The organism is Nocardia sp. NPDC059228 (assembly GCF_042754245.1).
Taxonomy (GTDB): Bacteria; Actinomycetota; Actinomycetes; order Mycobacteriales; family Mycobacteriaceae; genus Nocardia.
Genome location: NZ_JBHZAL010000019.1, coordinates 45339 through 70055 on the forward strand (window position 1 = coordinate 45339; position 24717 = coordinate 70055).

The 24717-nt window shown below is 68.8% G+C and carries 21 protein-coding genes; 11 read left to right on the plus strand and 10 right to left on the minus strand.

Annotation, left to right across the window (positions count from 1 at the left end):
• The first annotated feature begins 349 nt into the window (after nt 1–349).
• Nucleotides 350–1603: a saccharopine dehydrogenase family protein gene (locus tag ACFXKA_RS26185; RefSeq protein WP_379429287.1), complete on the plus strand. Its 1254-nt coding sequence runs from the start codon at nt 350–352 to the stop codon at nt 1601–1603.
• 50 nt (nt 1604–1653) lie between these two features.
• Nucleotides 1654–2364: a transporter gene (locus ACFXKA_RS26190; RefSeq protein WP_379429288.1), complete on the plus strand. Its 711-nt coding sequence runs from the start codon at nt 1654–1656 to the stop codon at nt 2362–2364.
• A gap of 187 nt (nt 2365–2551) precedes the next feature.
• Here the strand turns inward: ACFXKA_RS26190 and ACFXKA_RS26195 are convergent, their stop codons facing one another.
• The 5 genes from ACFXKA_RS26195 to ACFXKA_RS26215 form a co-directional block, all read right to left on the minus strand.
• Nucleotides 2552–3145 carry a TetR/AcrR family transcriptional regulator gene (locus ACFXKA_RS26195; protein WP_379429289.1) on the minus strand — a complete coding sequence of 198 codons (594 nt, stop codon included), beginning with the start codon at nt 3143–3145 and terminating at the stop codon, nt 2552–2554.
• On the minus strand, nt 3142–4122 hold the full coding sequence (locus tag ACFXKA_RS26200; protein WP_379429290.1) for an NADP-dependent oxidoreductase: 981 nt from the start codon (nt 4120–4122) through the stop codon (nt 3142–3144). Before ACFXKA_RS26200 ends, ACFXKA_RS26195 begins: the two co-directional genes overlap by 4 nt.
• On the minus strand, nt 4119–4565 hold the full coding sequence (locus tag ACFXKA_RS26205; protein WP_354839996.1) for a nuclear transport factor 2 family protein: 447 nt from the start codon (nt 4563–4565) through the stop codon (nt 4119–4121). The genes ACFXKA_RS26200 and ACFXKA_RS26205 overlap by 4 nt, the downstream gene beginning before the upstream one ends.
• Before the next feature lie 229 nt (nt 4566–4794).
• Nucleotides 4795–6303, minus strand: a complete 1509-nt coding sequence (locus ACFXKA_RS26210) for a carboxylesterase/lipase family protein (protein WP_379429291.1) — start codon at nt 6301–6303, stop codon at nt 4795–4797.
• Nucleotides 6304–6562: 259 nt separating this feature from the next.
• On the minus strand, nt 6563–6697 hold the full coding sequence (locus ACFXKA_RS26215) for a hypothetical protein (RefSeq protein ID WP_379429292.1): 135 nt from the start codon (nt 6695–6697) through the stop codon (nt 6563–6565).
• Nucleotides 6698–6876: 179 nt separating this feature from the next.
• On the opposite strand from ACFXKA_RS26215, the gene ACFXKA_RS26220 reads away from it, so the two are divergent.
• Entirely contained in the window at nt 6877–10317 is a 3441-nt protein-coding gene (locus ACFXKA_RS26220; protein ID WP_379429293.1) for a protein kinase, read from the plus strand.
• Nucleotides 10318–10534: 217 nt separating this feature from the next.
• On the opposite strand, the gene ACFXKA_RS26225 is transcribed toward ACFXKA_RS26220, so the two are convergent.
• Complete coding sequence (locus ACFXKA_RS26225) at nt 10535–11317, minus strand: SDR family NAD(P)-dependent oxidoreductase (protein ID WP_379429294.1); 783 nt, start codon at nt 11315–11317, stop codon at nt 10535–10537.
• A gap of 97 nt (nt 11318–11414) precedes the next feature.
• Between ACFXKA_RS26225 and ACFXKA_RS26230 the strand changes: the two genes are divergently transcribed.
• Nucleotides 11415–12038 (plus strand): TetR family transcriptional regulator, encoded by a 624-nt coding sequence (locus tag ACFXKA_RS26230; RefSeq protein WP_379429295.1) that lies wholly within the window; start codon nt 11415–11417, stop codon nt 12036–12038.
• Nucleotides 12039–12241: 203 nt separating this feature from the next.
• On the opposite strand, the gene ACFXKA_RS26235 is transcribed toward ACFXKA_RS26230, so the two are convergent.
• Nucleotides 12242–12829 carry a TetR/AcrR family transcriptional regulator gene (locus tag ACFXKA_RS26235; protein WP_379429296.1) on the minus strand — a complete coding sequence of 196 codons (588 nt, stop codon included), beginning with the start codon at nt 12827–12829 and terminating at the stop codon, nt 12242–12244.
• 125 nt (nt 12830–12954) lie between these two features.
• Between ACFXKA_RS26235 and ACFXKA_RS26240 the strand changes: the two genes are divergently transcribed.
• Complete coding sequence (locus ACFXKA_RS26240) at nt 12955–14409, plus strand: MFS transporter (protein ID WP_379429297.1); 1455 nt, start codon at nt 12955–12957, stop codon at nt 14407–14409.
• Nucleotides 14410–14508: 99 nt separating this feature from the next.
• On the opposite strand, the gene ACFXKA_RS26245 is transcribed toward ACFXKA_RS26240, so the two are convergent.
• Nucleotides 14509–14673, minus strand: a complete 165-nt coding sequence (locus ACFXKA_RS26245; protein ID WP_379429298.1) for a hypothetical protein — start codon at nt 14671–14673, stop codon at nt 14509–14511.
• Between the two features lie 40 nt (nt 14674–14713).
• Between ACFXKA_RS26245 and ACFXKA_RS26250 the strand changes: the two genes are divergently transcribed.
• Nucleotides 14714–15118 carry a DUF1707 domain-containing protein gene (locus tag ACFXKA_RS26250; RefSeq protein ID WP_354840024.1) on the plus strand — a complete coding sequence of 135 codons (405 nt, stop codon included), beginning with the start codon at nt 14714–14716 and terminating at the stop codon, nt 15116–15118.
• 35 nt (nt 15119–15153) lie between these two features.
• On the opposite strand, the gene ACFXKA_RS26255 is transcribed toward ACFXKA_RS26250, so the two are convergent.
• Nucleotides 15154–15606, minus strand: coding sequence for a nuclear transport factor 2 family protein (locus tag ACFXKA_RS26255; protein WP_379429299.1), 453 nt, complete (start codon nt 15604–15606; stop codon nt 15154–15156).
• Nucleotides 15607–15837: 231 nt separating this feature from the next.
• On the opposite strand from ACFXKA_RS26255, the gene ACFXKA_RS26260 reads away from it, so the two are divergent.
• Together ACFXKA_RS26260 and ACFXKA_RS26265 are read left to right on the plus strand one after the other, a co-directional pair.
• Entirely contained in the window at nt 15838–16611 is a 774-nt protein-coding gene (locus ACFXKA_RS26260) for a DUF72 domain-containing protein (protein WP_379429300.1), read from the plus strand.
• 308 nt (nt 16612–16919) lie between these two features.
• Nucleotides 16920–18071, plus strand: a complete 1152-nt coding sequence (locus tag ACFXKA_RS26265) for an AraC family transcriptional regulator ligand-binding domain-containing protein (protein WP_379429301.1) — start codon at nt 16920–16922, stop codon at nt 18069–18071.
• Between the two features lie 39 nt (nt 18072–18110).
• Here ACFXKA_RS26265 and ACFXKA_RS26270 read toward each other — a convergent pair whose 3' ends face one another.
• The gene (locus ACFXKA_RS26270; RefSeq protein WP_379429302.1) at nt 18111–19421 is read right to left on the minus strand and encodes a PucR family transcriptional regulator; all 1311 of its coding nucleotides are present in this window, start codon (nt 19419–19421) and stop codon (nt 18111–18113) included.
• 177 nt (nt 19422–19598) lie between these two features.
• Between ACFXKA_RS26270 and ACFXKA_RS26275 the strand changes: the two genes are divergently transcribed.
• The 3 genes from ACFXKA_RS26275 to ACFXKA_RS26285 all read left to right on the plus strand — a co-directional run bounded on the left by ACFXKA_RS26275 (nt 19599) and on the right by ACFXKA_RS26285 (nt 24625).
• On the plus strand, nt 19599–21176 hold the full coding sequence (locus ACFXKA_RS26275) for a GMC family oxidoreductase (RefSeq protein ID WP_379429303.1): 1578 nt from the start codon (nt 19599–19601) through the stop codon (nt 21174–21176).
• Complete coding sequence (locus ACFXKA_RS26280; protein ID WP_379429377.1) at nt 21170–22870, plus strand: aldehyde dehydrogenase family protein; 1701 nt, start codon at nt 21170–21172, stop codon at nt 22868–22870. Before ACFXKA_RS26275 ends, ACFXKA_RS26280 begins: the two co-directional genes overlap by 7 nt.
• A gap of 117 nt (nt 22871–22987) precedes the next feature.
• Complete coding sequence (locus ACFXKA_RS26285; protein ID WP_379429378.1) at nt 22988–24625, plus strand: long-chain fatty acid--CoA ligase; 1638 nt, start codon at nt 22988–22990, stop codon at nt 24623–24625.
• The last annotated feature ends 92 nt before the right edge of the window (nt 24626–24717 follow it).

Below are 24717 nucleotides of genomic sequence, written 5' to 3' on the forward strand. Positions count from 1 at the left end.
ACCGGCGTGTTGGACCGCTGGTTCTCGGACGTGGCCTGGCAGGTGTCGCGGCGGTTCGTCCTGGGCTACTTGGCCGGATCCGCCGTGGTCGAAGACATTGTCGATGGTGACGCTGGGAGATGTCGATGCGGATCGCGGCAGCGGTCCTGTTCAAGGTCGACACGCCTGTCGCGACCGTCGAGCTCGAACCCGACGGCCCGTTACGTTCCGGTAAAACCGTAACCGATTTCGGTAAACGGGTAGCGCCGAGCGCGCCTCCGCACTAGCTTCTACTGAAACTCGAACTCGAATCGATTACGAGTAATGTCACCTGGACCGCATGCGGCCCTCGATCCACAGGAGTACGACCATGGGCACTAAGCGAATTGTCTTCATCGGGGCCGCGGGAGAGATGTGTCGGCTTGCCATTGAACGGTTCGCCGTCGCTGGTGGGGACTGGGAGCTGGCCCTGTACGACATCCGTCCCGAGCTGCTCGATGAGCTGCTGCGGCGGCTGCCGTCCGGCCTGGCGACCGCCGCGCGGCTCGACCTGTACGACCGCGAAGGGCTTCGCCAGGCCATCGAGGGCGCCGCGCTGGTGGTACTCGGCGCCGGTCCGTACACCCGCACCGCCGGCCCCGTGATGGAGGCGTGTCTGGAGGCCAAGGTGCCCTATCTCGATTTCGACGACGACATCGAGAGCACCCTGCACGCGCTGTCCCTGCACGACGACGCCCGAGCGGCCGGAGTGCCGATGTACATCGGCTGCGGTGCGTCGCCCGGCTTCACCAACGTGCTGGTAGCAGACGCGGCCGGCGAGTTGGACCGGGTCGACAACATCGACGTGTACTGGGTAGTCGGCGATGAGCGCGGAGCCGTCGGCCGCGCGGTTCTCGACCATATGCTGCGGGTCGCCGCCGGCCCCTGTGTGACCTGGGAGAACAGCGGACCGGTGTTGCACCAATCCTGGGTGGAGACCCGCTGGACGGAGCTGGGTGCCGGATTGGGGCTGACCATGGTCCACGAGACCGCGCACCCCGAGCCGGTGACCTTGCCGCGAAAGTACCCGGATGCCAAGAACATTCGCTGCTTCGGCGGGCTCGATCCGGCCCCCTACAACGGCATGGTCCGCGGCGTCGGTCTGGCGGTGCAGAAGGGCGACATGCCGATGAACAAGGCCATCGACTTCTTGGAAGCCGTGATGACGAACAAGTTCGGCAGCGTGCAGGGCTGGCGCAAGGTCCTGTCCGGATTGCGGAACCTCGTGCGTACCGGTGAGGCGACCCGCACCGAGCTGGTCAACTTCCTGGCCAAGGCGGCGGTGGGCCATACCTTCCCCCACAAATCCGCCCTGAAGGTCGAGGTGACCGGCCTCCGAAATGGCGTGCCCACGGTGGTCACCCGCCGTACTCCAGTGAGTGGACCTGGCACCTATCTGTTCACCAATATGGCCGCGGCGACGGGAACGGCCTGCGCTGCGTTCATGGTGGTGGCACTCGACGAAGAGCCCGGAACCCGCACAGGGGTATTCACGCCTGAAGAGTGGGCCGAGCCGGAGCGGTTCTACAAGGCGCTCGAACGTGTCGGCACCCCGCGCGAGGAGATCTTCGAAGTCGCGCACTAGGTGTCGGTTCATCGACACGTCAGATATCGAGCCTCGAAACAAGGTTGGTCATGGATCTCAAAACCGCACTGTACGCACTCGCCGATCTCCTCATGATCGTCGCCGGATTCACCACCGGCTGGAAGTTCATCCGGAACTACAGAAACTACTTACTCGGCCTCGAATGGATCATCGTCGCCACCTCGGGAACCAACTTCCTCATCTACGGGCTGGTTGGCGCCAACGAAACCAGTCCGATGTATCACCTCGCCTTCTTCTTCGATGCGTTCTCCCGGTCGGTCGGAATCACCGTGATCCTCGTCCTGGGTCTGATGCAGGTCACCCACGGGTTCAAGCCTTCGCTTGCCGTCGATATCGGCGTCTTCGGGCTGGCCATCGTGGGCGGACTGGTCATGTCCATCTACGCCGGTGAACTCGGGCTGGCCGGGGCCATCTTCTATGTCGTGATGAACGCCCTGACGACCCTGTTCCTGCTCTATTTCGCGTGGCGGCTGTGGAATATCGGTGCGCGCGGCAACGCGATTGCGGTAGCGGCCGTCTCGGCCGCGGCAGCCGCGATCGCCGGAATATACGACTTCTACCGCATACCCGGCGACGACGAGCACCACACGATCTTCTACATCCTGGCCCTCACCACATGGGCTTGCCAGATGGTCGTGTACTACTTCGGCTATCGCGCGCTGCAAACTAGCAATGACCGAATTGCAACTGATCGAGCACCAGGGTCCTCGGTCGCGAGTTCGGCAGCAGTTTTCGACTGAGTGGTTGCACCGGTGTGGCTCGGGGTGTCCGGTTCCCGACGGAACGCGCCCGGCGACCCGGTGGGCCCTGTGCGGCAATGGAATTCGGCCGACGATCCAGAAGAGTCCTGGCGCGGACCGCGTCGGCAGGGTAACGATCCCTGCCGACTCGGTCGGCCGTCGAAACGGTGCTGCCTTCCGAACACTGTCAGTTCGCCGCCCGGCGCCCGTCCATCAGGTCCTCGGCCAATGCCCTGAGGCGGACGGCCGGTCCACCGGTCGGGTAGATCCCGCCGACCGCGAAGGCGCCGACGATGGCGAGATGGAGCTGATCGGCGAGCCGATCACCGTCCGGGACATCGAGCCGTGCCGTCAGCGCGCGGAGCCGACGCGCGAGTTCGCGTTCGTGCTCGGCGCACCGCTGCCGGATCTGCTCCGATTGCGCAGTGCTGAATTCCGCGGCTGTGTTGACGAAAGCGCAGCCGCGGTAGCCCTCCCGCGTCGCCACGTCCTGGATCCAAACGAGCTGGGCATCGAGTTCGGCCCGTGCGTCGGCGTGGCGCGACGCGGTCTGGTCCCAGCGGGCCCAGAACCGGTCGTCGCGCTGCTGCAGCACCGCGAGAACGAGGTCGTCCTTGGTGGGGAACCAGCGATACAGGCTCGCCTTCGCCATCCCCGCCCGTCGCACCACCTCATCGACACCGATGGCACGTACACCGTGGTCGTAGAAGAGGTCGGTCGCGATGCCGACAAGTTTGTCGCGCACCGCGATTCCGCGTAGCTGCTTGGGCTTTTCGGTCACGCCGGATCCGTTGCGTTCACCGTGATCGCGGCCTTGCCGAAGCCACGCCGGTCCTTGACCCACTGCTGGGCATCGGCCGCCTGGGTGAGATCGAACTCGGCGCCGACGACGACGCGCACCGCGCCCGAATCGACCAGCTCCGCGATGGCTGCGAGAGCCGTGGGATCGGGTTCCACCAGGCACGAGGCCGCGCGGATACCTCGCTCCGCCGCGGCGGCCCGGTATCCCTTGACCGACCATGCGGTCGCCAAGGCGATCGCGCCTCCGGGTGTCACGCGGTCGAACAGCGAAGCGCCGAAATCGAATCCGACCAGATCGATCGCCGCGTCGACCTTCCCGATTGCCGTGACAGCATCCGGATCGGTGTAGTCCACGCAGGCGTGCGCGCCCAATTCGTACAGTGCGGCATGGTGATCGGGACGCACCAGGGCGGTGACCGTGGCGCCGCGCGCGACCGCCAACTGCACCGCGAGGTGACCTACGCCGCCGGAGGCGCCACTGATCAGAACGTGCTGACCGGCGCGTGCCCCGACCGCGTCGAGCATCTGCCAGGCCGTCAGCGCGGCCATCGGCAAGCACGCCGCCTCCGTGAAGGAAGCCGACTTCGGCATCGGCACCAGGTGATACGCGGGGACCGTCATGTATTCGGCATACGTGCCCGCGGGATAGGGGAACCAGGCCAGACCGTAGAGGCGGTCGCCTACGGCATAGCGGGTCACTCCGTAGCCCACCGCATCCACCACACCGGCGACGTCCCACCCGGGGATGCAGGGCAGCCGCATGGACTGCTCGTAGCCGGAATTGTTGCCGGTATGCATGTCGATCGGGTTCACACTGGTCGCCCGCACCGCGATACGGACCTCACCCGCGGCGGGCTCCGGCCGTTCGACGTCGGCGATCTCCAGTGGTGATCCCCAGTTCTCGTGCCGAGCCGCGCGCATGGTGGTGGTGCTCGGCCGGCGAGCGCCGACGATCATGACGCCCGCACCAGGGCGCTCGCGTCGACGCCGCACTGACGGGCTACCCCGGCGACGTCGAAGTGGAAGCTCTCCCAGCTGACCCGGCCGTCCCGGAAGCGGAACAGAATGAAGACCGGCACCGAGACCCGATTGCCGTTCGGCACTGCGCCATTGAAGGTGAACGCCGGAGTGAAGGCGATCCGGCCCCAGCAGCACAGCGTCTCGTCATCGAGCCCGTGGCCGTCCAGCCGGACCTCGTAGTCGGGCGCGAACGCGAACCATCCCCTGATCGCGCCCTCGACCCCGGCTCCCGCGTAATGGGATTCGAGCGACGGCGATTCGAGTACGGCGTCCGGGTGGTACACGGCCATCGTGGCCGCTAGGTCCTGTCGGCTTTTCGCCTCTGCCAATCGTTCGACGATCTGGACGGCTTCCCGCACGTCCAGTGCCTGCGCAACCATGTTCGACTCGCCTCCATCGGGTCAAAATCGAGACTGATCTGTCTCGATTTCAAGGTAGCGGCGCGGCCGCACACGCGTCAAGACTGGCGTGCGTCGAGCGGCCGTGGACCTCGCATGCCGACCAACGCGCCCGGATTCGTTGGTTCTCAAGGCCTCCCGCCGACTCGAGCGGGCACGCACGACAAAAGGCCGCAGGTTCCTGACCTGCGGCCTTTGCCATTTCATGCCGCTAGACCGGTGCGCTGGAGGTGAGCTTCGCTCGGCGCAGGGCGCGTAGCTCGTCCGCGCGGGGGTCGGCCACCTCATGGGATTCCGGGGCGTCGAAGACACGGACGGTGCGGGTGGTGGTGTCGAAGCGGGACCAGCCCGGGTCGCCGTGGGTGGCGAAGCGCACCCAGGCGCGATGCACCTCGTCGGCCAGGGGTTGCGGTGGGTTCGGGCCGGTCAGGGTGTGGGCGGCGGCGAGTTGGTCGAAGACGAAAGGGACCTCGATGACGTGGCAGGCACCCAGGTCGGCAATGGCTGAGCGCCAGGCGAATTCGTAGACGTAGGCCGGGTTGCCCGCTGCGGCGGTGGATTCCGCGATGCGCATGGCGTCATCGCGGAAGACGAGGTCGGTGAGGACGGCGGCGAACACGTCCGCGGGTGTGGCGTTCGGGCGGTTGGCGGCGTAGCGCTCGGCGACCGACGGATCCAGACCGTAGCGCGCGAGGAGATGCGGCAGCGTCCGGTCGGTGATTCCGGCGGCGAGACCGGCGGGGAAGGTGAAGAATCGGAATTCCTCGGCGGTCCATCCGGTGAGCAGGGGTACGGTCCGATCCGGTTGGGCGGCGAGGATATCCGCCGGACGGCCCGGGATGACATCGCCGTCGATCATCGGGAAGAAGCTCATGATGCCGAGTCCGCTGGCGACGATCGACGCACCCCAGCGGTCCGGATCCGGGTCGGTCATCAGCGCCAGGGCGAGTGCATCCTGGGCGCTGCGCAGCTCCTCCGGCCCGAGCAGGCCGAAGGCGGCCGTGGTCGGTTCGATGCCGAGCAGATCGGTCAGCTGCCGCGCCACCTTGCCCGCGTCCTCCGCGGTGGCGACCGCGGAACCATTGGCGCTCTGTGCGATCGCGCGCCGGAACAGCCCGCGTGCCCGCGGTGACGCGAGCAGCGCCACCACGCTCATCCCGCCGGCGGATTCGCCGAAGACCGTCACATTGCCGGGATCGCCGCCGAAGGCGGCGATATTCTCGCGCACCCACTCCAACGCGAGGATCTGGTCGCGCAGACCACGATTCGACGCGGATCCCGGAACCGCGGCGAACCCGGAGATGCCGAGCCGGTAATTGATCGACACCACCACGACGCCGTCGCGCGCGAAGGCGGTGCCATCGTAGATACGCCGGGCGTTCGATCCACGGACGAACGCCCCGCCGTGAATCCACACCAGCACCGGCAGACCGGACCCCGTGTGATCGGGGGTCCACACATTGACGTTCAGATACTCGTCGCCGGGGATCCCGTCGCTGCCGATGAGGGCGTGAATCGGTGCCGGATACGGGGATTGCACACAGGTGGGTCCGAATCCGAGGGCTTCGCGCACCCCCGACCAGGCCTCGACCGGTCGCGGGGCCTCGAACCGGGCGGGCCCGATCGGCGCTGCCGCGTAAGGGATGCCGAGGAAACGGGTGACGCCGCCCTCGCGCGTGCCCAGAACCTTGCCGCCGGTGACGGACACGATCTCTGCCATCTTGAACTCCTTCGCCGACTTCAACTATCGCGCAGCGATCGCTGGGTGGACCCGATTCCGAGTTTTCCGGCTGTGGTGCGCGCGACTCGACGCATGGGCGCGAGACGCGCGGCGAGGAGCGGGCGGCGCGGCGATTCGGCGGAACGGTCAGAGACACGTGGTGGACCGGACGTCTCGTCTCGCGGATTGCTTCCGGTTATCGGACCACTCACCGAACCGGCTCATCGCCCCGGAATCCCGGCGGCGGCCTCCGCACACGTCAGAGCAGTGCGGGGTGCTCATGAGCGGCTTCCCAGTCGGAATTCGGCTCGGCGCCGGCTTCGTCCAGGCCCGCCCCGGACTGGATTCGGCTGCTGGTACAGCACCAGCCGATCTCGGTCACCATCGATGCCATGCGCGCGCTCGCTGAGGGCGGTCGCCGGCCGGGCCGTTGCTGGTGAGGCTGGTGTGGTCGCTGGGGGTACTGCGCGGGTTCGCGGTTCCGGCCGCGGTGGGCACCAATCCGCCGATCGGGCATACCCGTGGTTACGATCGGGGTGTCGGAGCCCAACTCGTCGAAGCAAATGAGCGGGCATGGTCGAACGGGAAAGTAACGGTACGCAGCCTGACCTGCGGATAGGGGTCGCCGAGGAACTCGCCGCGGCCGGGTTGGACGATGCCCTGGAGATCGGGCGGGGTGGTTTCGGGGTCGTCTACCGGTGTCACGAGCATTCGCTGGATCGGCTGGTCGCGGTGAAGGTGCTCGATGCGCGGTCGAGCGGGGATGAGCGGGAGCGGTTTCTCCGGGAACAGCGGGCGCTGGGCCGGTTCGGCGGGCATCCGCACATCGTTCAGGTGCTGTCCGCCGATGTCACGGTCACGGGGCGGCCGTATCTGGTCATGCCCTTCTATGCGCTCGGGTCGCTGCAATCGCGGATTCGGGAGCGGGGGCCGCTGCCGTGGCAGGAGGTGCTGTCGGTCGGGGTGAAGATCGCCGGTGCGCTGGCGGCCGCGCACGGGCACGGGATGGTGCATCGCGATGTGAATCCGGCCAATATCCTGCAATCCGACTATGGCGAGCCGTTGCTGAGCGATTTCGGAATCGCTCGCATCAGTGGGGCTTTCGAGACCCGGTCCGGACTCATCGCCGGGACACCGGCATTCACCGCGCCCGAGGTGCTGCGGGGAGCCGAACCTGCCGAGGCCGCTGACATCTATGGCCTGGGCGCCACCCTGTTCTGCCTGCTCACCGGGCACGCCGCCTTCGAACGCCGCGAGGGCGAGTCGATGGTCGCGCAATTCGTGCGGATCACCTCCGAGCCGGTGCCCGACCTGCGGAACAGTGAGGTACCGGCAGCGCTGTGCTCGGCGCTGGAATCCGCTATGGCGCAGGATCCTTCGGACCGGCCCGAGACCGCAAGGGAGTTCGGTGACCGGCTGCGCAATATCGAATTCGCCTCCGGGCTCGTGGTCGACTCGATGGCGCTGCCGGCCGACGCCGGAGCCCGGACGGTCACACCGCCTGTTCCCGTCCCGCCGCCGCGTTCGAGCCCGGCGCCGGCACCGACGCCGTCCACCCGGTACCGTCCGCCGAGCGCGCCGCGGCAGCCGGTACTGCGTGGGCGCCTGCTCGACCGGCTGCGGGAGGGGCAGGGCCGGCGGCTGGTGCTGATCCACGGACCCGTCGGATTCGGGAAGAGCACGCTGGCCGCGGAATGGGTGGATGTGCTTGCCGCCGAGGGCGTTCGAGCGGCCTGGCTCAGCGTGGACGACGATGACGACAATGTCGTCTGGTTCCTGACCCATGTGGTGGAGGCGATCCGCTACGCCCATCCGGGTGTGGCCGCGGATCTGGAACAGCTGCTCGAGGAGCATGCCAGTGATGCCGCGCGGCACGTCATGACCACCCTCATCGACGAGATCCACAACAGCGGCCAGAACGTGGCGCTCGTGATCGACGACTGGCATCGGGTGACCAGCGCCGCGACCGTGGCCGCGATGGAATTCCTGCTCGATCACGGCTGCCACCACCTGCGGGTGATCGTCACCAGCCGCCACCGTACCGGACTTCCGCTGGGGCGCATGCGGGTTCGCGACGAGCTCACCGAGATCGACGAGTCCGCACTGCGATTCGACGACGCGGAAACCGCCGCGTTCTTCGCCGACGCCAGCGGGCTGACCCTCGGCGCGGCGGAGGTCGAGCGACTGCGCGAATCCACCGAAGGGTGGGCCGCGGCACTGCAACTGGCCTCGATGTCGCTGCGCGGGCGCGACGATCCGGGCGCGTACATCGATCAGATCTCGGGACGGCACTACGCCATCGGGGAGTACCTGATGGAGAACGTCGTCGACACCCTCGAACCCGAACTGCTCGAATTCGTCACGCGGACATCGGTTCCGACGCGCATCAACGGTGAGCTCGCCGAGGTGCTGACGGGCGTGAGCAACGGCCAGGACATGCTCGAACAGGTGCGGCAGCGAGATCTGTTCCTGCGCAGCATCGACGACGATCTGCGCTGGTTCCGCTACCACGCGCTGTTCGCCGACTTCCTGCGCGAGCGGCTGATCCGGCAGTATCCGGGACTGCTCGAGGAACTGCACCTCACCGCCGCGCAGTGGTTCGAGGCCCACGACCTGCTCACCGAGGCCGTCGATCACCTGCTCGCCGCGGACGAACCCCAGCGGGCCTGCCGGCTGGTCGCCGCGCACGCCGGGCAATTGATAGAGCAATCGCGCATGGGGACGCTGCTCGGGCTGGTGGCCAAACTGCCGGGTTCGCTCACCGCGTCGATTCCGCAGCTGCAGCTGAACATCGCGTGGGCGAACGTAGCCATACAGCGCCCGGCCGCCGCGGAGACCGCCTTGGCACGCGCGGAGACAGCACTCGCCGCGGCCCGCGACCGCGATGGCGAACCCGTCGAGCTCGAGCTCGAGATGAAGCTGGTGCGTATCAGCCTGGCGCTCGCGACCGACCAGACGACGGTACTGGCGCCGGAGCTCGCACAGGAACGGGATTCGGTGCGGCCCTTCATGGCCCACGGGCTGGCAGTGGGGGCGATGATCTCGGCGCTGTATCGCTTCGACTTCGCGGAGGTGCACAGCTGGTATCGCTGGATCGAACCGTACCGCGACCGGGCGCGCGGACCGTTCGGCCCGGTGTACTGCGATTGCGTCGACGGGAGCGCCGCCACCGAACAGCTCGATGCCGGCACCGCCGAGGCCCGGTTCCGCACCGCGCTCGGTCAGGCGCTGCAGACGGGCAGGCAATCGCAGGCCACCCGGCTCGCCAGCGCGCTGCTCGGCGAATTGCTGTACGAGAAGGGCCAATTCACCGAGGCCGAGGAACTGCTCGCGGGCGGGCTCGGCGTCGAGGGCGGGGCGGTCGAGTTCCAGATGGCAGGCTACGGCACCGCCGCCCGCCTGGCCGCGGTGCGCGGCGATATCGACGCCATGAACGAGCGATTGGACGAGGGAGCCAAGCTCGCGGCGAACATGATCCTGCCGCGGCTGGCAGCGCGCATGATCAACGAACGCATCCGGCTGGGGCTGCCGATCACCGACACCGACCGCCGCGATCTCGAAAACCTCGAGCCGTATACCGCCCACCCCGATGCTCCCACCGCGGTGGCCGCGGAATTGGCCCACGACTCGGCCATCCGGCTGCTGCTCGGCAAGGGCACCCCGGCAGCGACCGACCAGGCGTGCCGGCAAGCGCAGCGCCTTGTCGACGTGATCTCCACCCAGAACCGCCCGCGCGCGCTCACGAATGCCGAACTCCTGTACGGCTGTTGCCTGTCGGCCGCCGGCCGGATCGCGGACGCCGCGACGTTCCTCGAGCCGACCCTGACCCGCTGCGCCGAACAAGGCCTGGTGCGCCTGGCCGTCGACACCGGGCCGCAGCTGCAACCGGTAGTCGAAACCCTGTACGGCGCAACGACATCAGCCCAGCACCTGATTCGAGCATTCCTCCGTCACGTGCTCACCGAGTTCGAAGACGTACCGCTCCACCGCGACAACTCACCGGAAAACGGCTGACACGGCACGAGTCGGATCGAGCGGTGCCTGGTCGAGGCGCCCGCGGGGGATGTGCTGGACAAGCTGGATGCGGCGCTCGAATGGCCGGCGGGGACGGCGGACGGCATTCTGCGCGGGGCGTCGGCCGAGCTGGTGGGTGCCGGAAAGTAGTTGCGGCAGCAGGCCCCGATCGGATCGTCGATCGGGGCCGTGCCGTATCGATCGGGGCCCTGCCGTATTACGTGTGGGCCGCGCCGTCGATGCGGATTTCGGTGCCGCTGATGAAGCGGCCGTCGTCGGAGACCAGCATGGCGATGACGCCGGCCACGTTCTCGGGGCCGGCCAGTTCGGCCGGATTGTCCTGGGGCAGAACGGCGATCAGGCGGCCGAACAGCGACCAGTCGGCGTCCTGGGGGAGATAGCCGGGGGTGGCGTCGGTGATGCCGGACTTGATGCCGCCCGGGGCGACGCTCACCGCGCGCAGGCCCTGCTTGCCGTATTCGAGGGCCAGGACATGGGTCAGGGTCTGGATGCCGCCCTTGCTGGCGGAGTACGCGGCCATGTACGGGTGGGCGAAGTTCGCCGAGGTCGAGCTGAAGTTGACGACCGTGCTGCGCGGGTTGGCGAGCAGGGCGGGCAGGGCCTCGCGGATCACCAGGAAGGTGCCGGTGAGGTTGACATTGATGATCTGGTTCCACAGGTCCAGCGACGTCTCGTGGGTGTGGGCCGCACGCAGCATCCCCGCCGCGTTCACCACCGCGTCCAGTCCGCCGAGGGCATCGATGGCGGTGCGCACGCCCGCGACCACCTCGGACTCCACGCCGATATTCATCTCGACGGTGGTCAGCCGCGCGGCGGTGCCCGCCTCGGCGGCCTGCTTGCGGGTCAGGGCGAGGCCCTCGGCATTGACGTCGGCGCCGGCGACGACCGCGCCTTCGGACAGCAGACGGAGGACGGTGGCCTGGCCGATACCGGATCCGGCGCCGGTCACCAGGATGCGGCGCTGCTCGAGACGGTTCATGGATCACTTCCTGATCGGTGGAACTAGTTTCTGACACGATATGCCGAAAATGGCACGTCGCGCCATCAAACGTTTTCGACCTCGGTACAGTTCCCGGGTGACGAGCGAGCGAAACCGTGCCGGACGTCCGGCGCTCAGCGAGACCCGCCGTGCGGCGACACGCCGGGAAGTGGCGCTGGTGGCGGCCCGGCTCTTCATCGAAAACGGTTATGCCGCAACAACTGTGGACGAGATCGCGGCGGCCGCGGGGATGGGGCTGCGCACGTTCTATCGGTACTTCGCCGGGAAGGAGGACGTCGTCGCGCCGCTGCTCGCCATCGGAACCCAGGCCTGGGCCGACGAACTCGCCGCCTGTCCGCCCGAACTGTCGCTGCGGGAAGCTCTGAGCCGCTCGTATCGCACTGCGACAGTCGGCACGCTCGCGATCGAGGGCATCGCCGAGAACCGCCTGCGCCCGCTGGTCCGGGCCGCGACTCAACTGCCCGCCCTGCGCGCGACCTGGCTGCGCGTCCAATACGACTGCGAAACCCAGCTCATCCCGATCATCGCCGCCCGCACCGGCCGCCCCGCCGACGACCTGGACGTCGCGCTCGCCGCCGCCATGGCCAATACCGCCGTCCGCCTGGCGACCGAACTCTGGGCGGCGGGGGAGGCGTCCGGCTCCGCCGCCGACGTCGTCGACACCTGCCTCGCCCGCCTCGCCGCCAACAGCTTGCTCTAGCAGCCGCCGCCGAATCCCGCCGCGCTCGCACCGCTGGTTCTCACGCGCGGTTCACCAGCTCGATCCGACGTTGGGTTTCCCTTGCACTGTGCGCAGAAGACACGGCCGTCGGGACCGACGCCACTGAAATAGGGTCCGGCACAGTCTTTCCCGGCTCGCCGAAGAAGACTGGAGCGCGGTTTCGGCTGGGTTCGGGAACGGCTCTACGGCCGCTGGGTGTCGGCCGGGGTGGCGCGCAGGCCGTCGAGGGTCACCGCGATCAGGCGTTCGGCGGCGTCGGGTGTGGTCTCACAGGCGACGCCCAGGCCGTGCCCGAGCCGGATCAGATCGCGCGGCTCGATGTCGGCGCGGATCGTGCCCGCGTCCCGCGCCGCCTGTACCAGCAGGGAAGCCGCCCCGGTGATCGCCTCGCGGCACAGCGTGAAGGTCGGCGTGTTGTGGTCCATGCCCGCCTTGAGCGTGGTGGCGAGGACGCGATTGGCCATCACCCACTCCACCTGTTCGCGCATCCAGTACTCGAAAGCCGTCCCGGCCGTGTGGGTTACGAGGAGGTCGTGGGCACGTTGGCTCAAATGCTCGATGCTGGAACGGTAGACGGCCTCGATCAGCGCCTCACGATTGGGGAAGTGCCGGTACAGGGTGCCGATGCCGACCCCGGCGCGGCGCGCGATCTCCTCGAGCGGCGCCTCGGGGCCCAGTTCGGCGAAGGCCTGCTGGGCGGTGGTCACGATCCGCTCGTAGTTGCGGCGCGCGTCGGCGCGCATCGGCTTTCCGGTCGACCGTGCTTCCACGAACCCTCCACTAGAAACGGATGGACCCTCCGGTTAGTCTTGCGCAAGTGGAGGAACCCTCCATATGATAACTCCATCGGAAACGGAGGCTTCCTCCGTTTGTATCCCATTCGATGGAGCATTCCTTGTCGACCACCCTTCCCTCGAACGCTGCCGTGCGCGTGCCGGCACCCGCTCGAGCCCCCCGGCTGCGGTCGGGAATTGTGCTGGCCACCCTGTTGACCTGCCAATTGATGATCGTCCTCGACATCACCGTGATGAATGTCGCGCTGCCACGCATCCAGACCGACCTGCACTTCAGCGCCACCGGCCTGTCCTGGGTGATGAACTCCTACAGCCTCGCCTTCGGCGGATTACTGCTGCTCGGCGGGCGTGCCGGTGACCTGTTCGGCCGCCGCAACCTGTTCATCGCCGGCGCCACCCTGTTCACCCTGGCCTCGCTCGCGGGCGGGCTGGCGCCCTCCGCGGGCTGGCTGCTCGCCGCGCGCGTCGTGCAGGGCATCGGCGGGGCCATGGCCGGACCCAACACCCTCGCCCTGCTGACCACCACCTTCAGCGATCCGAAAGCCCGGATGCGCGTACTCGCACTGTTCTCCGGAATGTCCAGTGCCGGTTTCGCTATCGGCCTCATCGTCGGCGGACTGCTGACCGAATGGCTGAGCTGGCGCTCGGTGCTCTTCATCAATGTGCCCTTCGGGTTGATCGTCGTGGTGCTGGCGCTGCGCTACCTGCCCAGGGCCGAACGGCGGCCGGCCCACCTCGACCTGCCCGGTGCGCTGACCGCCACCACCGGTGTGGCCGCTCTCGTCTACGGCTTCATCAACGCCGCCTCGGACGGTTGGGAGACTGCCACCACCGACATCTCGCTGGCGGCCGGTGCGATCCTGATCGCCGCGTTCCTCGCCATCGAATCCCGTGCGGCCCAACCGCTCCTGCCGCTACGCCTGTTCGCCGACCGCAATCGCGCCACCGCCTACGCGAACATGTTCCTGGCACCGATGGCGGGCATGTCGATGTTCTTCTTCCTCACCCAGTTCCTGCAGGACGTGCTCGGATTGAGCTCGCTGGCAACCGGTTTCGCCTTCCTGCCCACCGCCCTGCTGATGTTCACCATGATCCGGCTGATCCCGCGCCTGCTGCCCCGCTTCGGCCCGAAACCGGTGACCGTCACCGGTGCGGCCCTGATGGTGGCCGGCCTGGTCCTGCTCACCCAGCTGACGGCCGACAGCGGCTACTTCCCGCTGCTGTTCATCGCCATGATCCTGATGGGATGCGGTATCGGCCTGTCGGTTTCACCGCTGAACGTCATCATCATGTCGAATGTCGACACCCACGAGGCGGGTGCGGCCGGCGGCGCACTGCAAACTCTCCAGCAGACCGGCGCGTCCCTCGGTCTGGCCATCCTGGTCACGGTCTTCGGCACCGCGTCCCGCAATGCCGGCGGCTCGGTCCAGCACGCGCTGGTCGGCGGCATGACCACCGCCTTCGCGGCCGCCGCCGCCATCGCGGCCCTCGTCTTCGTCGTTGCCCTCACCTTCCGGGCCATCGGTCCGGCGGCCAACGCGGCCCGGCGGGGCTAGTCCCGGCGATATCGCCCATGTCGGAGTAGGTAACCGGCGTGCGGCCGAGGTTTCATCGAACGATCGGCCCACCACGAATCGTGGTGGGCCGATCGTCGTCTACCGAATCCCGGTGCCCCACACGGCGGTCAGCCACACCTGCCGGACGGCGGCCATGTTGCGGGCGGCGGCCGCGGTGTCGGCGGCCCCGTCGACCTCGACCGGATCGGATACCAGCCGGGCCGTTACGGAATCGCGCCAACGCTGATCAGCATTCGGATGCACTCGCGAGCGCGGTCGGGCCGGGAATGGCAGGATCGGGATTGTGAGTGAGCCGGTGCACCCCAACGACATTCGGATCTCCGACGCCGAACGGAAGAAGCTCGAGGAGACGCTGCGCCGCGCTGTGGACGCCGGCGTGCTCGATCTCGGTGAGTTCGACAGCCGGGTGCAGTCGATCTGGCAGGCTCGTACCCGGGGCGAGCTGGCCAAGGTGTCCGCTGATCTGCCCGAGATGAAAGAGCCGGGGCCATCGGGCGGGCGGATCGCCATGGTGGTGCTGACCATCGTGTGGTTGTCGCTCAGCGGGCTGAACTTGATCGTGTGGCTGTTGCTGGGCGTCACGCTGGAGTGGTTCTATCCGTGGTGGGTGTGGGTGCTGGTGCCGCCGGGCGCGGTGCTGGGGACCTTGTGGGCGTGTGGAATCGGGCGGAAGCCGCGCAACAAGTGACGGATCGTTTCCGCAGCATGGGACTGACGTGCCCGTCAGCTCTCCTGTGGGGGCGGGGTGCGCAGGTGCCGGCTCATGTCGCCGGTCAGCGTGATCTGCACCTGGCGCTCGGCGAACCGCCACTGCCCGGCACTGCGCTCGAAGCGGTCCCGGTAACGGCCGGCCGCCACCGGCTGCAGAGGCAGGTCCGGTGCGGCCTGGAAAACCGTGAAATAGGAACGCGCCGTGGCGGTATCGGTGTCCTCGCCGAATTCGACGGCGATGTTCGTGGTGACGTGATGGGTGCGCGGCGTCCCGTCCTCGTACACGATCACCATCCCCCGAAACATCTTCTCGATCCGCTCACTCCCCGCGACCGACCCATCGCTGCCGCCGAACACCCCATGCTCGAACAACGCCCCCACTCCAGCGAAATCCCCACTATCGACCAACTCGGCATACTTCGCGATCAAGTTCGTCACGGCGGTTGTATCAGCGACTGAGCTCATGTCACCCGAGACTAGGCCACCGTCACCCCGACCACGGTCCGTGCGCGTCGTTCGCGTGCAGGAGCGGCTCAGCGGAGATGAACCACCTCGGCCGATGCACGAACGGCGGCGACTGGGCGCAAGATTGTGTGAAACGCGAAGATTTCACTGCCTTGTCGGACCGGTGGTGGGACAGTGGGTGTATGGCGTCCGGAGGCTTGCTCACGTGATGCGGGGCCGGGGTGGCGAGCCGTGACGGTGTTCGTCGGAACGTCGGGGTGGCAGTACGCCGACTGGCGGGAGCTGGTGTATCAGCGAGGGATCGGGCAGCGGCGGTGGCTCGAGGTGTATGCCCAGGCATTCGGGGCGGTGGAGTTGAACGCGGCCTTCTATCGGCCGGTGGCACGGACAACCTTCGAAGGGTGGCACGGACGGACGCCGGAGGATTTCGTGATGGCGGTGAAAGCCAGTCGGGTGGTGACCCACTATCGCCGGCTGCGGGAGGTCGAGATCCCGCTGGAGCGGATGATCGATGCGGCGCGCGGACTGGGGGATAGGTTGGGGCCGATACTGATTCAGCTGCCCCCCACCCTGACCGTCGAACCCGAGCGGCTCGACCAGGTGCTAGGGCTGATCCCGGCCGAGTTGCGCGTGGCGGTCGAGCCGCGCCACGAGAGCTGGTGGGACGACCGGGTCCGGGCCGTGCTCGAAGCGCACCGCGCGGCACTGTGCTGGGCCGACCGGCTCGGGCGGCCGATCACGCCGCTGTGGCGCACGGCCGACTGGGCCTACGTCCGTTTCCATGAAGGTCCCGGCCGGTCCGCACCCCGCTACCCGAAACGCGTTCTGGCCGAGTGGGTCCGGCGCATCGAGGACACTTGGGATGGAAATCACGATGCCTACGTCTTCTTCAACAACGACGTCGGTGGCGCGGCCGTCCGTGATGCGATCCGGATCGGTGAGCTGTTCCGCGCCGCAGGACGGCCGGTGGCCCGCACGCCCGATCGACTCCCGCTCACGCCCTGACGCCCGGCATCAGTGCAGCGCTGGGGGCGGGCCACGGGCCCCTCGGCGAGCGGGCAGGATGGACTGTTGGGTACCGCGCCCGCCGAGGGGGACTGCCGTGTACAGCGTCCGGCCCCGGTGTTGGCCGGGACCGTGGAGGCCGCCAAGGGCCAGCGGCCAACGGGGATCAGGCTATGTCGGCGGCGCGAGTTTGCCTGCGCGGCCCGAGGCCATGCCTCTGCTGATTTGGGCCACGTTCGCACCCGCTGTGACCAGGCGACACGCCCGGAGTGACACGACATTAGCTGATGAATTGCTGAATTGGGCCGGTGAAGGGGATCGGGTGGGAGATCATCGTCGGCATGCTCGACGACTCCTGGTGTGTCCGTTCGATACACAGCGCGGCCGTGCTGGTCGAATTCGCCGCTGGCCGCTCGATGTCCACAGCCGCCGCACTGGCCGAGACCGGGCTCACCGAAGCCGACCTGGAGGACCCGGAGCTCGAGATCGACATCGGCCAGGAGTTCCGGATCATCGGCAACATCCTCGACGCCACCGGCGACGACCCGGGTACGGGCCTGCTGGCGGGGTTTTCGGTGCACCTGCCCATGCTGGGCAGCCTGGGCATCGCCCTGAGCAGCTGCTCCACGGTGCGCGAGATGGCCGAGTTATGGGCCCGCCACGCCGAATTGTCCTTCGCCTACTGCCGATTCACCATCGCCGACGCCGGTGACCGGGTGCTGGTGTCCCTCGACACCGAGCCCGTCCCGCCGCGCCTGCGCCGCTTCGCTCTCGAACGCGACCTGGCCGCCCTGCGCACCATTCAGCGCGAACTGCTGTCCTGGGACGTCCTCGTGCACCGGCTGGAGCTGACCCTGCCGTACGCCCCGGTGTACGAGGCGGTCGGTGTGCTGCTCGGCATCGGCGACATCGTCTACGACCAGCCCGCCGACACCCTCTACCTCGACGCCATCGATCTGCAACGTCCGATGCCGCAGGCGAATTCGATGCTGCGCAGGCAGTACGGGCAGCTGTGCGCGGAGATCGTCGAACGCCGCCGCGCCCGGGTCGGGCTGGCCGGTCGGGTCCGGGCCCTGCTGATGCGGCACGGCCGCGCCATCGATCAGGTCGCCATCGCCGCCGACCTGCACATGAGCGTCCGCACCCTGCGCCGCAGACTGGCCGAGGAGGGCACCACCTTCCGCGAACTGGCCTGCGAGACAACGGGCCTGCTGGCCGAGGAGCTGCTGGCCGCCGGTTTCACCGTCGACACGGTGGCCGCCCGGCTCGGCTACACGAGCGCGTCAGCGTTCGCGACCGCGTTCCGGGACTGGAAGGGCCAGACCCCCGGCCAGTTCGCGCGTTCCGACCTCGCCCCGCAGCACCGCCGCCGCACCGGCGGCATCGGCGCGGCGGGACGCCCCGCCCGTCCGCACCCCGGCACGAATGAGCGCCGCCCCACCGGACAGCATGAAATCTAGGACGATTCGCGCGATCCGGACGCTGAACCCGGTTGCGGCTCAGGCCGGATCGAATCCGGCGAGCCGCGCGGCGTGCAGGGCGATGTACAGCTCGGCGGCGGCCTTCGGGTCCGAGCACCGGCGATCGGTCAGCGTCTCGATCCGCCGCAGCCGGTAGTGAATGGTGTTGCGGTGGTAGTGGAGCCGTTGCGCCACTTCGGTATTGGAGCCACCGCATTCGAACCACAGCTCGAGGGTATCGAGGAGGGTGTCGCGTTCCTCCGGCGGCAGTTCGAGCACCGGGCCCAGGACATCGTCCGCCAATTCCCGTGACGCCGAGGGCGCATGCGCGAGAACGAGCGGGATCGGCGTGCTGCCGTACGCGGTCACGGCCGGACTGCCGGGTGGCGCGCATCGCCCCGCGAGTTCCGCCTCGCGCAAGGCGGTCCCCGCGGACCCCGGCGTCGGGAAGGGACGGCTCACCCCGATGCGCCCGGTCGCATGGGCGCGCAGGCGCGACAGCACTCGCTCGTGCGAGCGTGCGGTGGCCACATTGAGCAGCCCGATCCGCGCGCCCGGCTCGGTGAGCCAGATCGACTCGACGAAGTCGGCCCGCAGCCGATCCTCGATCCCGAACAGCGGTTCGATTGCGCCGGAATCGGTTTCGGCGTGCACGACCACGAAACTGCCCAGCGGCGGCAGGTGCAGGGCCCGGGCGATGTCGCGCTGGGTGGGATCGTCGGCCTCGCCGTCGAACAGCCGCCGCAGCATGGCGCGGCGCTCCACGTCGTGGCGGCGGACCCGCTCGGTGAGGTAGTCGGCGTACGCATCGGCGGCGGCGCCGGAATAGTCGTCCAGGAGCCGCCACATCTCCGAGCCGAGCTGCGGCAGCGCGTCCAGATTCGTCCCCCGCGCCGTGACGAGCGCGCGTTCCCACAGCAGTCGTCCCGCCAGCCGGTACGCGTGCAGCACCGCCGCGATCGGCACGCCCAGTTCCGCCTTGACCCGGCCCACCACGGTCGCGGGTTGCAGCCGCCGCCCGGCGCTCCCGGAGAGTTGCTCGAGCAGGGCGGCCAGATTGTCGCGGACGACGAGGTGCAGCTGCGCCTCGGTGAGGGCGGCCTCCGCGTAGGCGTTCTCGCCGGTGAGGATGCGGCCGACGAGTTCGGTGGTGAGGTCGTCGACCTCGACGAGCAGGGTGCGCGCCACCGCGGTCGAGCCGCTCGGCGGCACCGCGGTCGAACCGCTCGGCGGCACCGCGGTCGAACCGCTCGGCGTTACCGTGATCGAACCGCTGGGCGTTACCGCGGTCGAACCGGTCTGCGGCACTGCGGTGGAGCCGTTGCGCGGCGGGCCGGTGAGCGCTGTCATGGATTCGATAGTAGGCAGTTGCTCTCGACGCCGACTGTGCTCCAGCACAGTCGGCCGGGCGGTATCGGCAAACCCGCGCACATGGTGGGCGGATGCACCTGACCCGCAGTATCGACACCGACAGCGACAGTGACCCGGGTCATAGCCGACCCGGGTCGACCGATGAGGTGGAGAGAGGTGCCGACCGTGTACGACTACATCGTCGTAGGCGCGGGGTCCGCGGGATCCGTGCTGGCCAGCCGATTGTCCGAGGACCCGGCGATCCGGGTGGCCGTGATCGAGGCCGGACCGCGCGACACCGCCGAGGAGATCCACCTGCCGGTCGCCTTCCCGTCCCTGTTCAAGAGCCCGCTGGACTGGGACTACGACACCGAACCCGAACCCCGGCTGCACAGCCGCCGCGCCTACCTCCCGCGCGGCCGCGTCCTGGGCGGATCCAGCTCCATGAACGCCATGATCTACATCCGCGGCGCCCGCGCCGATTACGACGCGTGGGCCGCGGCCGGCGCGGACGGGTGGAGCTACGACGAGGTGCTGCCGTACTTCGTGCAGGCCGAGGACAACGAGCGCGGCAAGGACGCCTACCACGGTGTGGGCGGGCCGCTGTCGGTCAGCGACAGCCGGTCGAATCATCCACTGGGCGAAGCATTCCTGCGCGCCGCCGAACAGGCCGGGCACACCCGCAACGACGATTTCAACGGCGTCACCCAGCTCGGCGTCGGCCGCTACCAGGTGACCCAGCGCAACGGCATGCGATGCAGCGCCGCGGCCGCCTACCTGCACCCGGCGCTGGAGCGCGAGAACCTGACGGTCATCACCGATGCCCTCGCGCACCGGATCGTCATCGAGAACGGCCGGGCCACCGGTGTGGTGATCGGCCGCGACGGCAGCACCGAGACCATTCGGGCCCGGCGCGAAATCGTGCTGGCCGCAGGCGCTTACGGCTCCGCACAGCTGCTGTTGCTGTCCGGTATCGGCCCGGCCGAACAGCTGGCGGCCTTCGGCATCGAGACCGTCCGCGACCTGCCGGTCGGGCAGAACCTCCAGGACCACCTGTCGGTGTTCCTCAACTACCGCACCGACCGCGAATCCCTGATGACCGCGCTCACGCCCGAAAACCTGGGCCTGCTCCAGGAATCCGGCCGCGGCCCGCTGACCTCGAATATCGGTGAGACCGGCGGCTTCCTCGAAACCCGCACCGGACTGGCGGGCCCGGACATCCAGTTCCACCAGGCCCCGGTCCTGTTCCACGGCGAGGGCATGGGCGCGGCGACCGAGCACGGCTACGCGTTCGGCCCCTGCCTGATCAACCCGACCAGCCGCGGCGAACTCACCCTGCGCTCGGCGGACCCGGCCACCGCGCCGCGCATCCGCCACAACTACCTCGACACCGAGGCCGACCGCGCGAGCATCATCGCCGGACTGCGCAGCGCCCTCGACATCGCCGGCCGGCCCGCGCTGCGCGAGCTCACCACCGGCGAATTCCTCACTCCCGCCGGTGATTCCGACGCCGAACTGCTCGATTTCGCGGCCCGCACCGCCCAGACCCTCTATCACCCCACCTCCACCTGCGCCATCGGCGCGGTCGTGGACCCGCGCCTGCGCGTACTGGGCGTCGCGGGCCTGCGCGTCGCCGATGCCTCGGTCATGCCGTCGGTGGTGCGGGGCAATACCAACGCGCCCACGATCATGATCGGCGAGAAGGCCGCCGTCATGCTCGCCGAGGACGCCGACTCGGAAGGAAACGCATCGTGACCACCACCGCCGCGGCGACCATCGACGCCACCGTCTCCGCACTCCGGCAGGGCGAAATCGACTGGGCCCGGACCCCGTTGCCCGCCCGGCGGCGGCTGCTCGAACAGATTCACGCCAATACCGCACGCTACGCGCGGGAGTGGGTCGAGACCGCAGCCCGCATCAAGAAGCTGCCCCTGGACTCGCCGCTGCTCGGCGAGGAATGGGTGAGCGGCCCCTACTCGCTGCTCACCGGCGCGGCCGCGCTCGCGGAATCGCTGCGGGCACTGGAGCAGGGCCGCAGCCCGGTCGACGGCTACCCGATCCACGCCGCCCCCGGCGGCCGCACCGCGGTGGACGTCTTCCCGCACGGCGTCTTCGATTGGCTGCTGCTCAACGGATTCCGCGCGGAGGTCTGGACCAGGCCCGGCGTCGACGCCGAAACCGTCCGTGCCCGAGCCGGTCTGGGGCAGCGCACCCCGGCCGAGACCGGCGGCGTGGGCGTGGTCCTCGGCGCGGGCAATATCTTCTCGATCGCGCCGCTGGACGTGCTCTACCAGCTCTACGCCGACAACCGGGTGGTGGCGCTCAAGCTGAATCCGATCACCGACCCGCTGCTGCCGGTGCTGGAGAAGATCTTCGCTCCCCTGATCGAGGGCGGCTTCGTACGCCTGCTCACCGGCGGCCCCGAGGTCGGCACGGCGCTGGTGCACCATGCCGGCGTGGACGCGGTGCACATGACCGGCAGCGCGCTCACCCACGACGCCATCGTGTTCGGCACCGGCGAGGAAGGCGCGCGGAACAAGGCGGCGGGTACACCGAAACTCGACAAACCCATCACCAGCGAACTGGGCGGCGTCTCACCCACCATCGTGATCCCCGGCCGCTGGTCCGACGCCGACCTCCGGTACCAGGCCGAGCACCTGGCCACCCAGCGCCTGCACAACAACGGCTACAACTGCGTCGCCGCGCAGGTCGCGGTGATCTCCGCGGACTGGCCCCAGAAGGACCGGTTCCTCGCCGAACTGCGCGCCGCGCTCGAGCGGGCGCCGCAGCGTCCGGACTACTACCCGGGCTCGGCCGCCCGCGTCGACGGCGCGCGCACGTCCTATCCCGACGCCGAGCGGATCGGCGCGCGCACCCTCATCACCGGGCTGGTGCCGCACCGGGACGAGACCGCGCTGCGCACCGAGTACTTCGCCCCGGTGCTGGGCGTGCTCGAATTGAGCGGCGACGCAGCGGAATTCCTCACGCAGGCGGTCCGCGTGTCCAACGAGGAGTTCGAGGGCACCCTCGGCGTCAACATCATCGCCGACCCCGCCACCATCGACCGGCTGGGGGAGCAATTCGAACGAGCCATCGCCGATCTGCGGTACGGCACCGTCGCCATCAACGCCTGGACCGGTCTCGGCTACCTGACCGCCCGCGCCTCCTGGGGCGCCTTCCCCGGGCACACCCTCGCCGACATCCAGAGCGGAATCGGCGTGGTGCACAACGGCTTGCTGATCGCCGATCCGGAGCGCACCGTGGTCCGCGGCCCCTTCCGCCCCGTCCCGCGATCGCTGCTGCGCGGCGAGTTCGCGCTCTCCCCGAAACCGCCGTGGTTCGTGACCAACCGCACCGGCGCCACCACCCTGCGGCGACTGACCAACTTCGCGAAGCGACCCGGCGCCGCCGCCCTGCCGGGCATCTTCGCCTCCGCGCTGCGCGGCTGAGCGCAGCGAACCGGGCCGGGCGCGCCACTTCCGCGCACGGCGCGCCCGGCCCGGTTCACCCGGTCTGTACCCGAGAAAGACATCTGCACAATGACTTACGACGAGCTCGACCTGCCGATGCCCAGCACCATGCAGGACGAACCGCTGTCCCTGGCCACCCTGCTGCGCTATGCGAGCACGGTGCACGCCGACGCCACCGTCCGCACCTGGACCGGCACCGAATCCCGCGTCCTGACCTACCGCGAACTGGGCGAGCAGGCGGACCGGCTGGCCCACGCCCTGACCGCGCTGGGCATCGGCCGCGGGGATCGCGTCGGCACCTTCATGTGGAACAACAACGAGCACCTCATCGCCTATTGCGCGGTGCCCGCCATGGGAGCGGTGCTGCACACCATCAACATCCGGTTGTTCCCCGAACAGATCGCCTACGTGACCGATCACGCGGCGGACCGCGTCGTGATCGTCGACGCCTCCCTGATCCCGGTGTTCGCGCCGGTACTGCCGACCCTGCGCACCGTGCGCCACGTCATCGTCGCCAACGGTGACGCCGCGGCGCTGCCCGCGCCCGAGGGCGTCACCGTCCATGAGTTCGGCACCCTGCTCGCGCAGTATCCGGGCGCCTTCGACTTCCCGGTCCTCGACGAGCGCTCGGCCGCCGCCATGTGCTACACCTCCGGCACCACCGGCGACCCGAAAGGCGTTGTCTACTCCCATCGTTCGAACTGGCTGCACTCCATGCAGGCCTGCACCACCGATGCCATGGGCGTGCGCGCCGGCGACCGGATGCTGGCCATCGTGCCCATGTTCCACGCCAATGCCTGGGGCCTGCCCTATGCCGCGCTCATGGTCGGGGCGTCGCTGGTGATGCCCGACCGCTTCCTGCAACCGGAACCGCTGCTGGCGCTCATGGCCGCCGAGCGGCCGAGTTTCGCCGCGGCCGTGCCGACGGTGTGGAACGGCGTGCTGACCGCCGTCGACGCGAAGCCGCAGGACCTGACCCATCTGCGGGCGGTCGTGGTCGGCGGTGCCGCGGTGCCGCCGCAGCTGATGCGGGCCTTCGAGGAACGGCACGGCGTGCCCATCATCCAGGCGTGGGGGATGACCGAGACCTCCCCGCTGGGTGCGCTGGCCTGGCCGCCCGCGGGCCTCGACGGCGAGGCCGCCTTCGCCTACCGGATCACCCAGGGCCGCATCCCGTCCGCGGTGCAGGCGCGGCTCATCGGAGACGATGGCACCGAGCTGCCCCGCGACGGAAAAGCGGTGGGAGAGCTGGAGGTTCGCGGGCCCTGGGTCACCGCCTCCTACTATTCGCCGGATGCCGCGGGAATCGGCGCCGACGCCTTCCGCGACGGCTGGCTGCGCACCGGCGACGTCGGCACCATCAGCGCCGACGGCTACCTCACCCTGGTCGACCGGGCCAAGGACATCATCAAATCCGGCGGCGAATGGATCTCCTCGGTCGATCTGGAAAACGCGCTCATGGCGCACCCCGACATCGCCGAGGCCGCCGTTTTCGGTGTGCCGGACGAGAAGTGGGACGAGCGCCCCGTCGTGGCCGCCGCACTGCGCGCCGGCGCCGAACCCGATGCCGCTGCGCTCCGCGCGTTCCTGTCCGACAAGATCGCGAAATGGCAGCTCCCCGAACGCTGGACATTCGTCTCCGAAGTGCCCAAGACCAGCGTCGGCAAGTTCGACAAGAAGGTGCTGCGCGCCCGTTACGCCGCCGGTGAACTCGCCATCGTCATTCCCGACTGACCACTGGTGAGGATTGTGCGCCGCCGCGGGGATCCCCCCGGCGGCCCACACAGTCAATTAACGAAGTATCCGCGCGGGTTACGACCCAGGAA

Coding starts and splice junctions, on each gene's coding strand:
- ACFXKA_RS26185 (WP_379429287.1), top strand. CDS start 350: ATGGGCACTAAGCGAATTGTCTTCATCGGGGCCGCGGGAGAGATGTGT.
- ACFXKA_RS26190 (WP_379429288.1), top strand. CDS start 1,654: ATGGATCTCAAAACCGCACTGTACGCACTCGCCGATCTCCTCATGATC.
- ACFXKA_RS26200 (WP_379429290.1), bottom strand. CDS start 4,122: ATGATCGTCGGCGCTCGCCGGCCGAGCACCACCACCATGCGCGCGGCT.
- ACFXKA_RS26205 (WP_354839996.1), bottom strand. CDS start 4,565: ATGGTTGCGCAGGCACTGGACGTGCGGGAAGCCGTCCAGATCGTCGAA.
- ACFXKA_RS26210 (WP_379429291.1), bottom strand. CDS start 6,303: ATGGCAGAGATCGTGTCCGTCACCGGCGGCAAGGTTCTGGGCACGCGC.
- ACFXKA_RS26215 (WP_379429292.1), bottom strand. CDS start 6,697: ATGGCATCGATGGTGACCGAGATCGGCTGGTGCTGTACCAGCAGCCGA.
- ACFXKA_RS26220 (WP_379429293.1), top strand. CDS start 6,877: ATGGTCGAACGGGAAAGTAACGGTACGCAGCCTGACCTGCGGATAGGG.
- ACFXKA_RS26225 (WP_379429294.1), bottom strand. CDS start 11,317: ATGAACCGTCTCGAGCAGCGCCGCATCCTGGTGACCGGCGCCGGATCC.
- ACFXKA_RS26255 (WP_379429299.1), bottom strand. CDS start 15,606: ATGAGCTCAGTCGCTGATACAACCGCCGTGACGAACTTGATCGCGAAG.
- ACFXKA_RS26270 (WP_379429302.1), bottom strand. CDS start 19,421: ATGACAGCGCTCACCGGCCCGCCGCGCAACGGCTCCACCGCAGTGCCG.
- ACFXKA_RS26285 (WP_379429378.1), top strand. CDS start 22,988: ATGCCCAGCACCATGCAGGACGAACCGCTGTCCCTGGCCACCCTGCTG.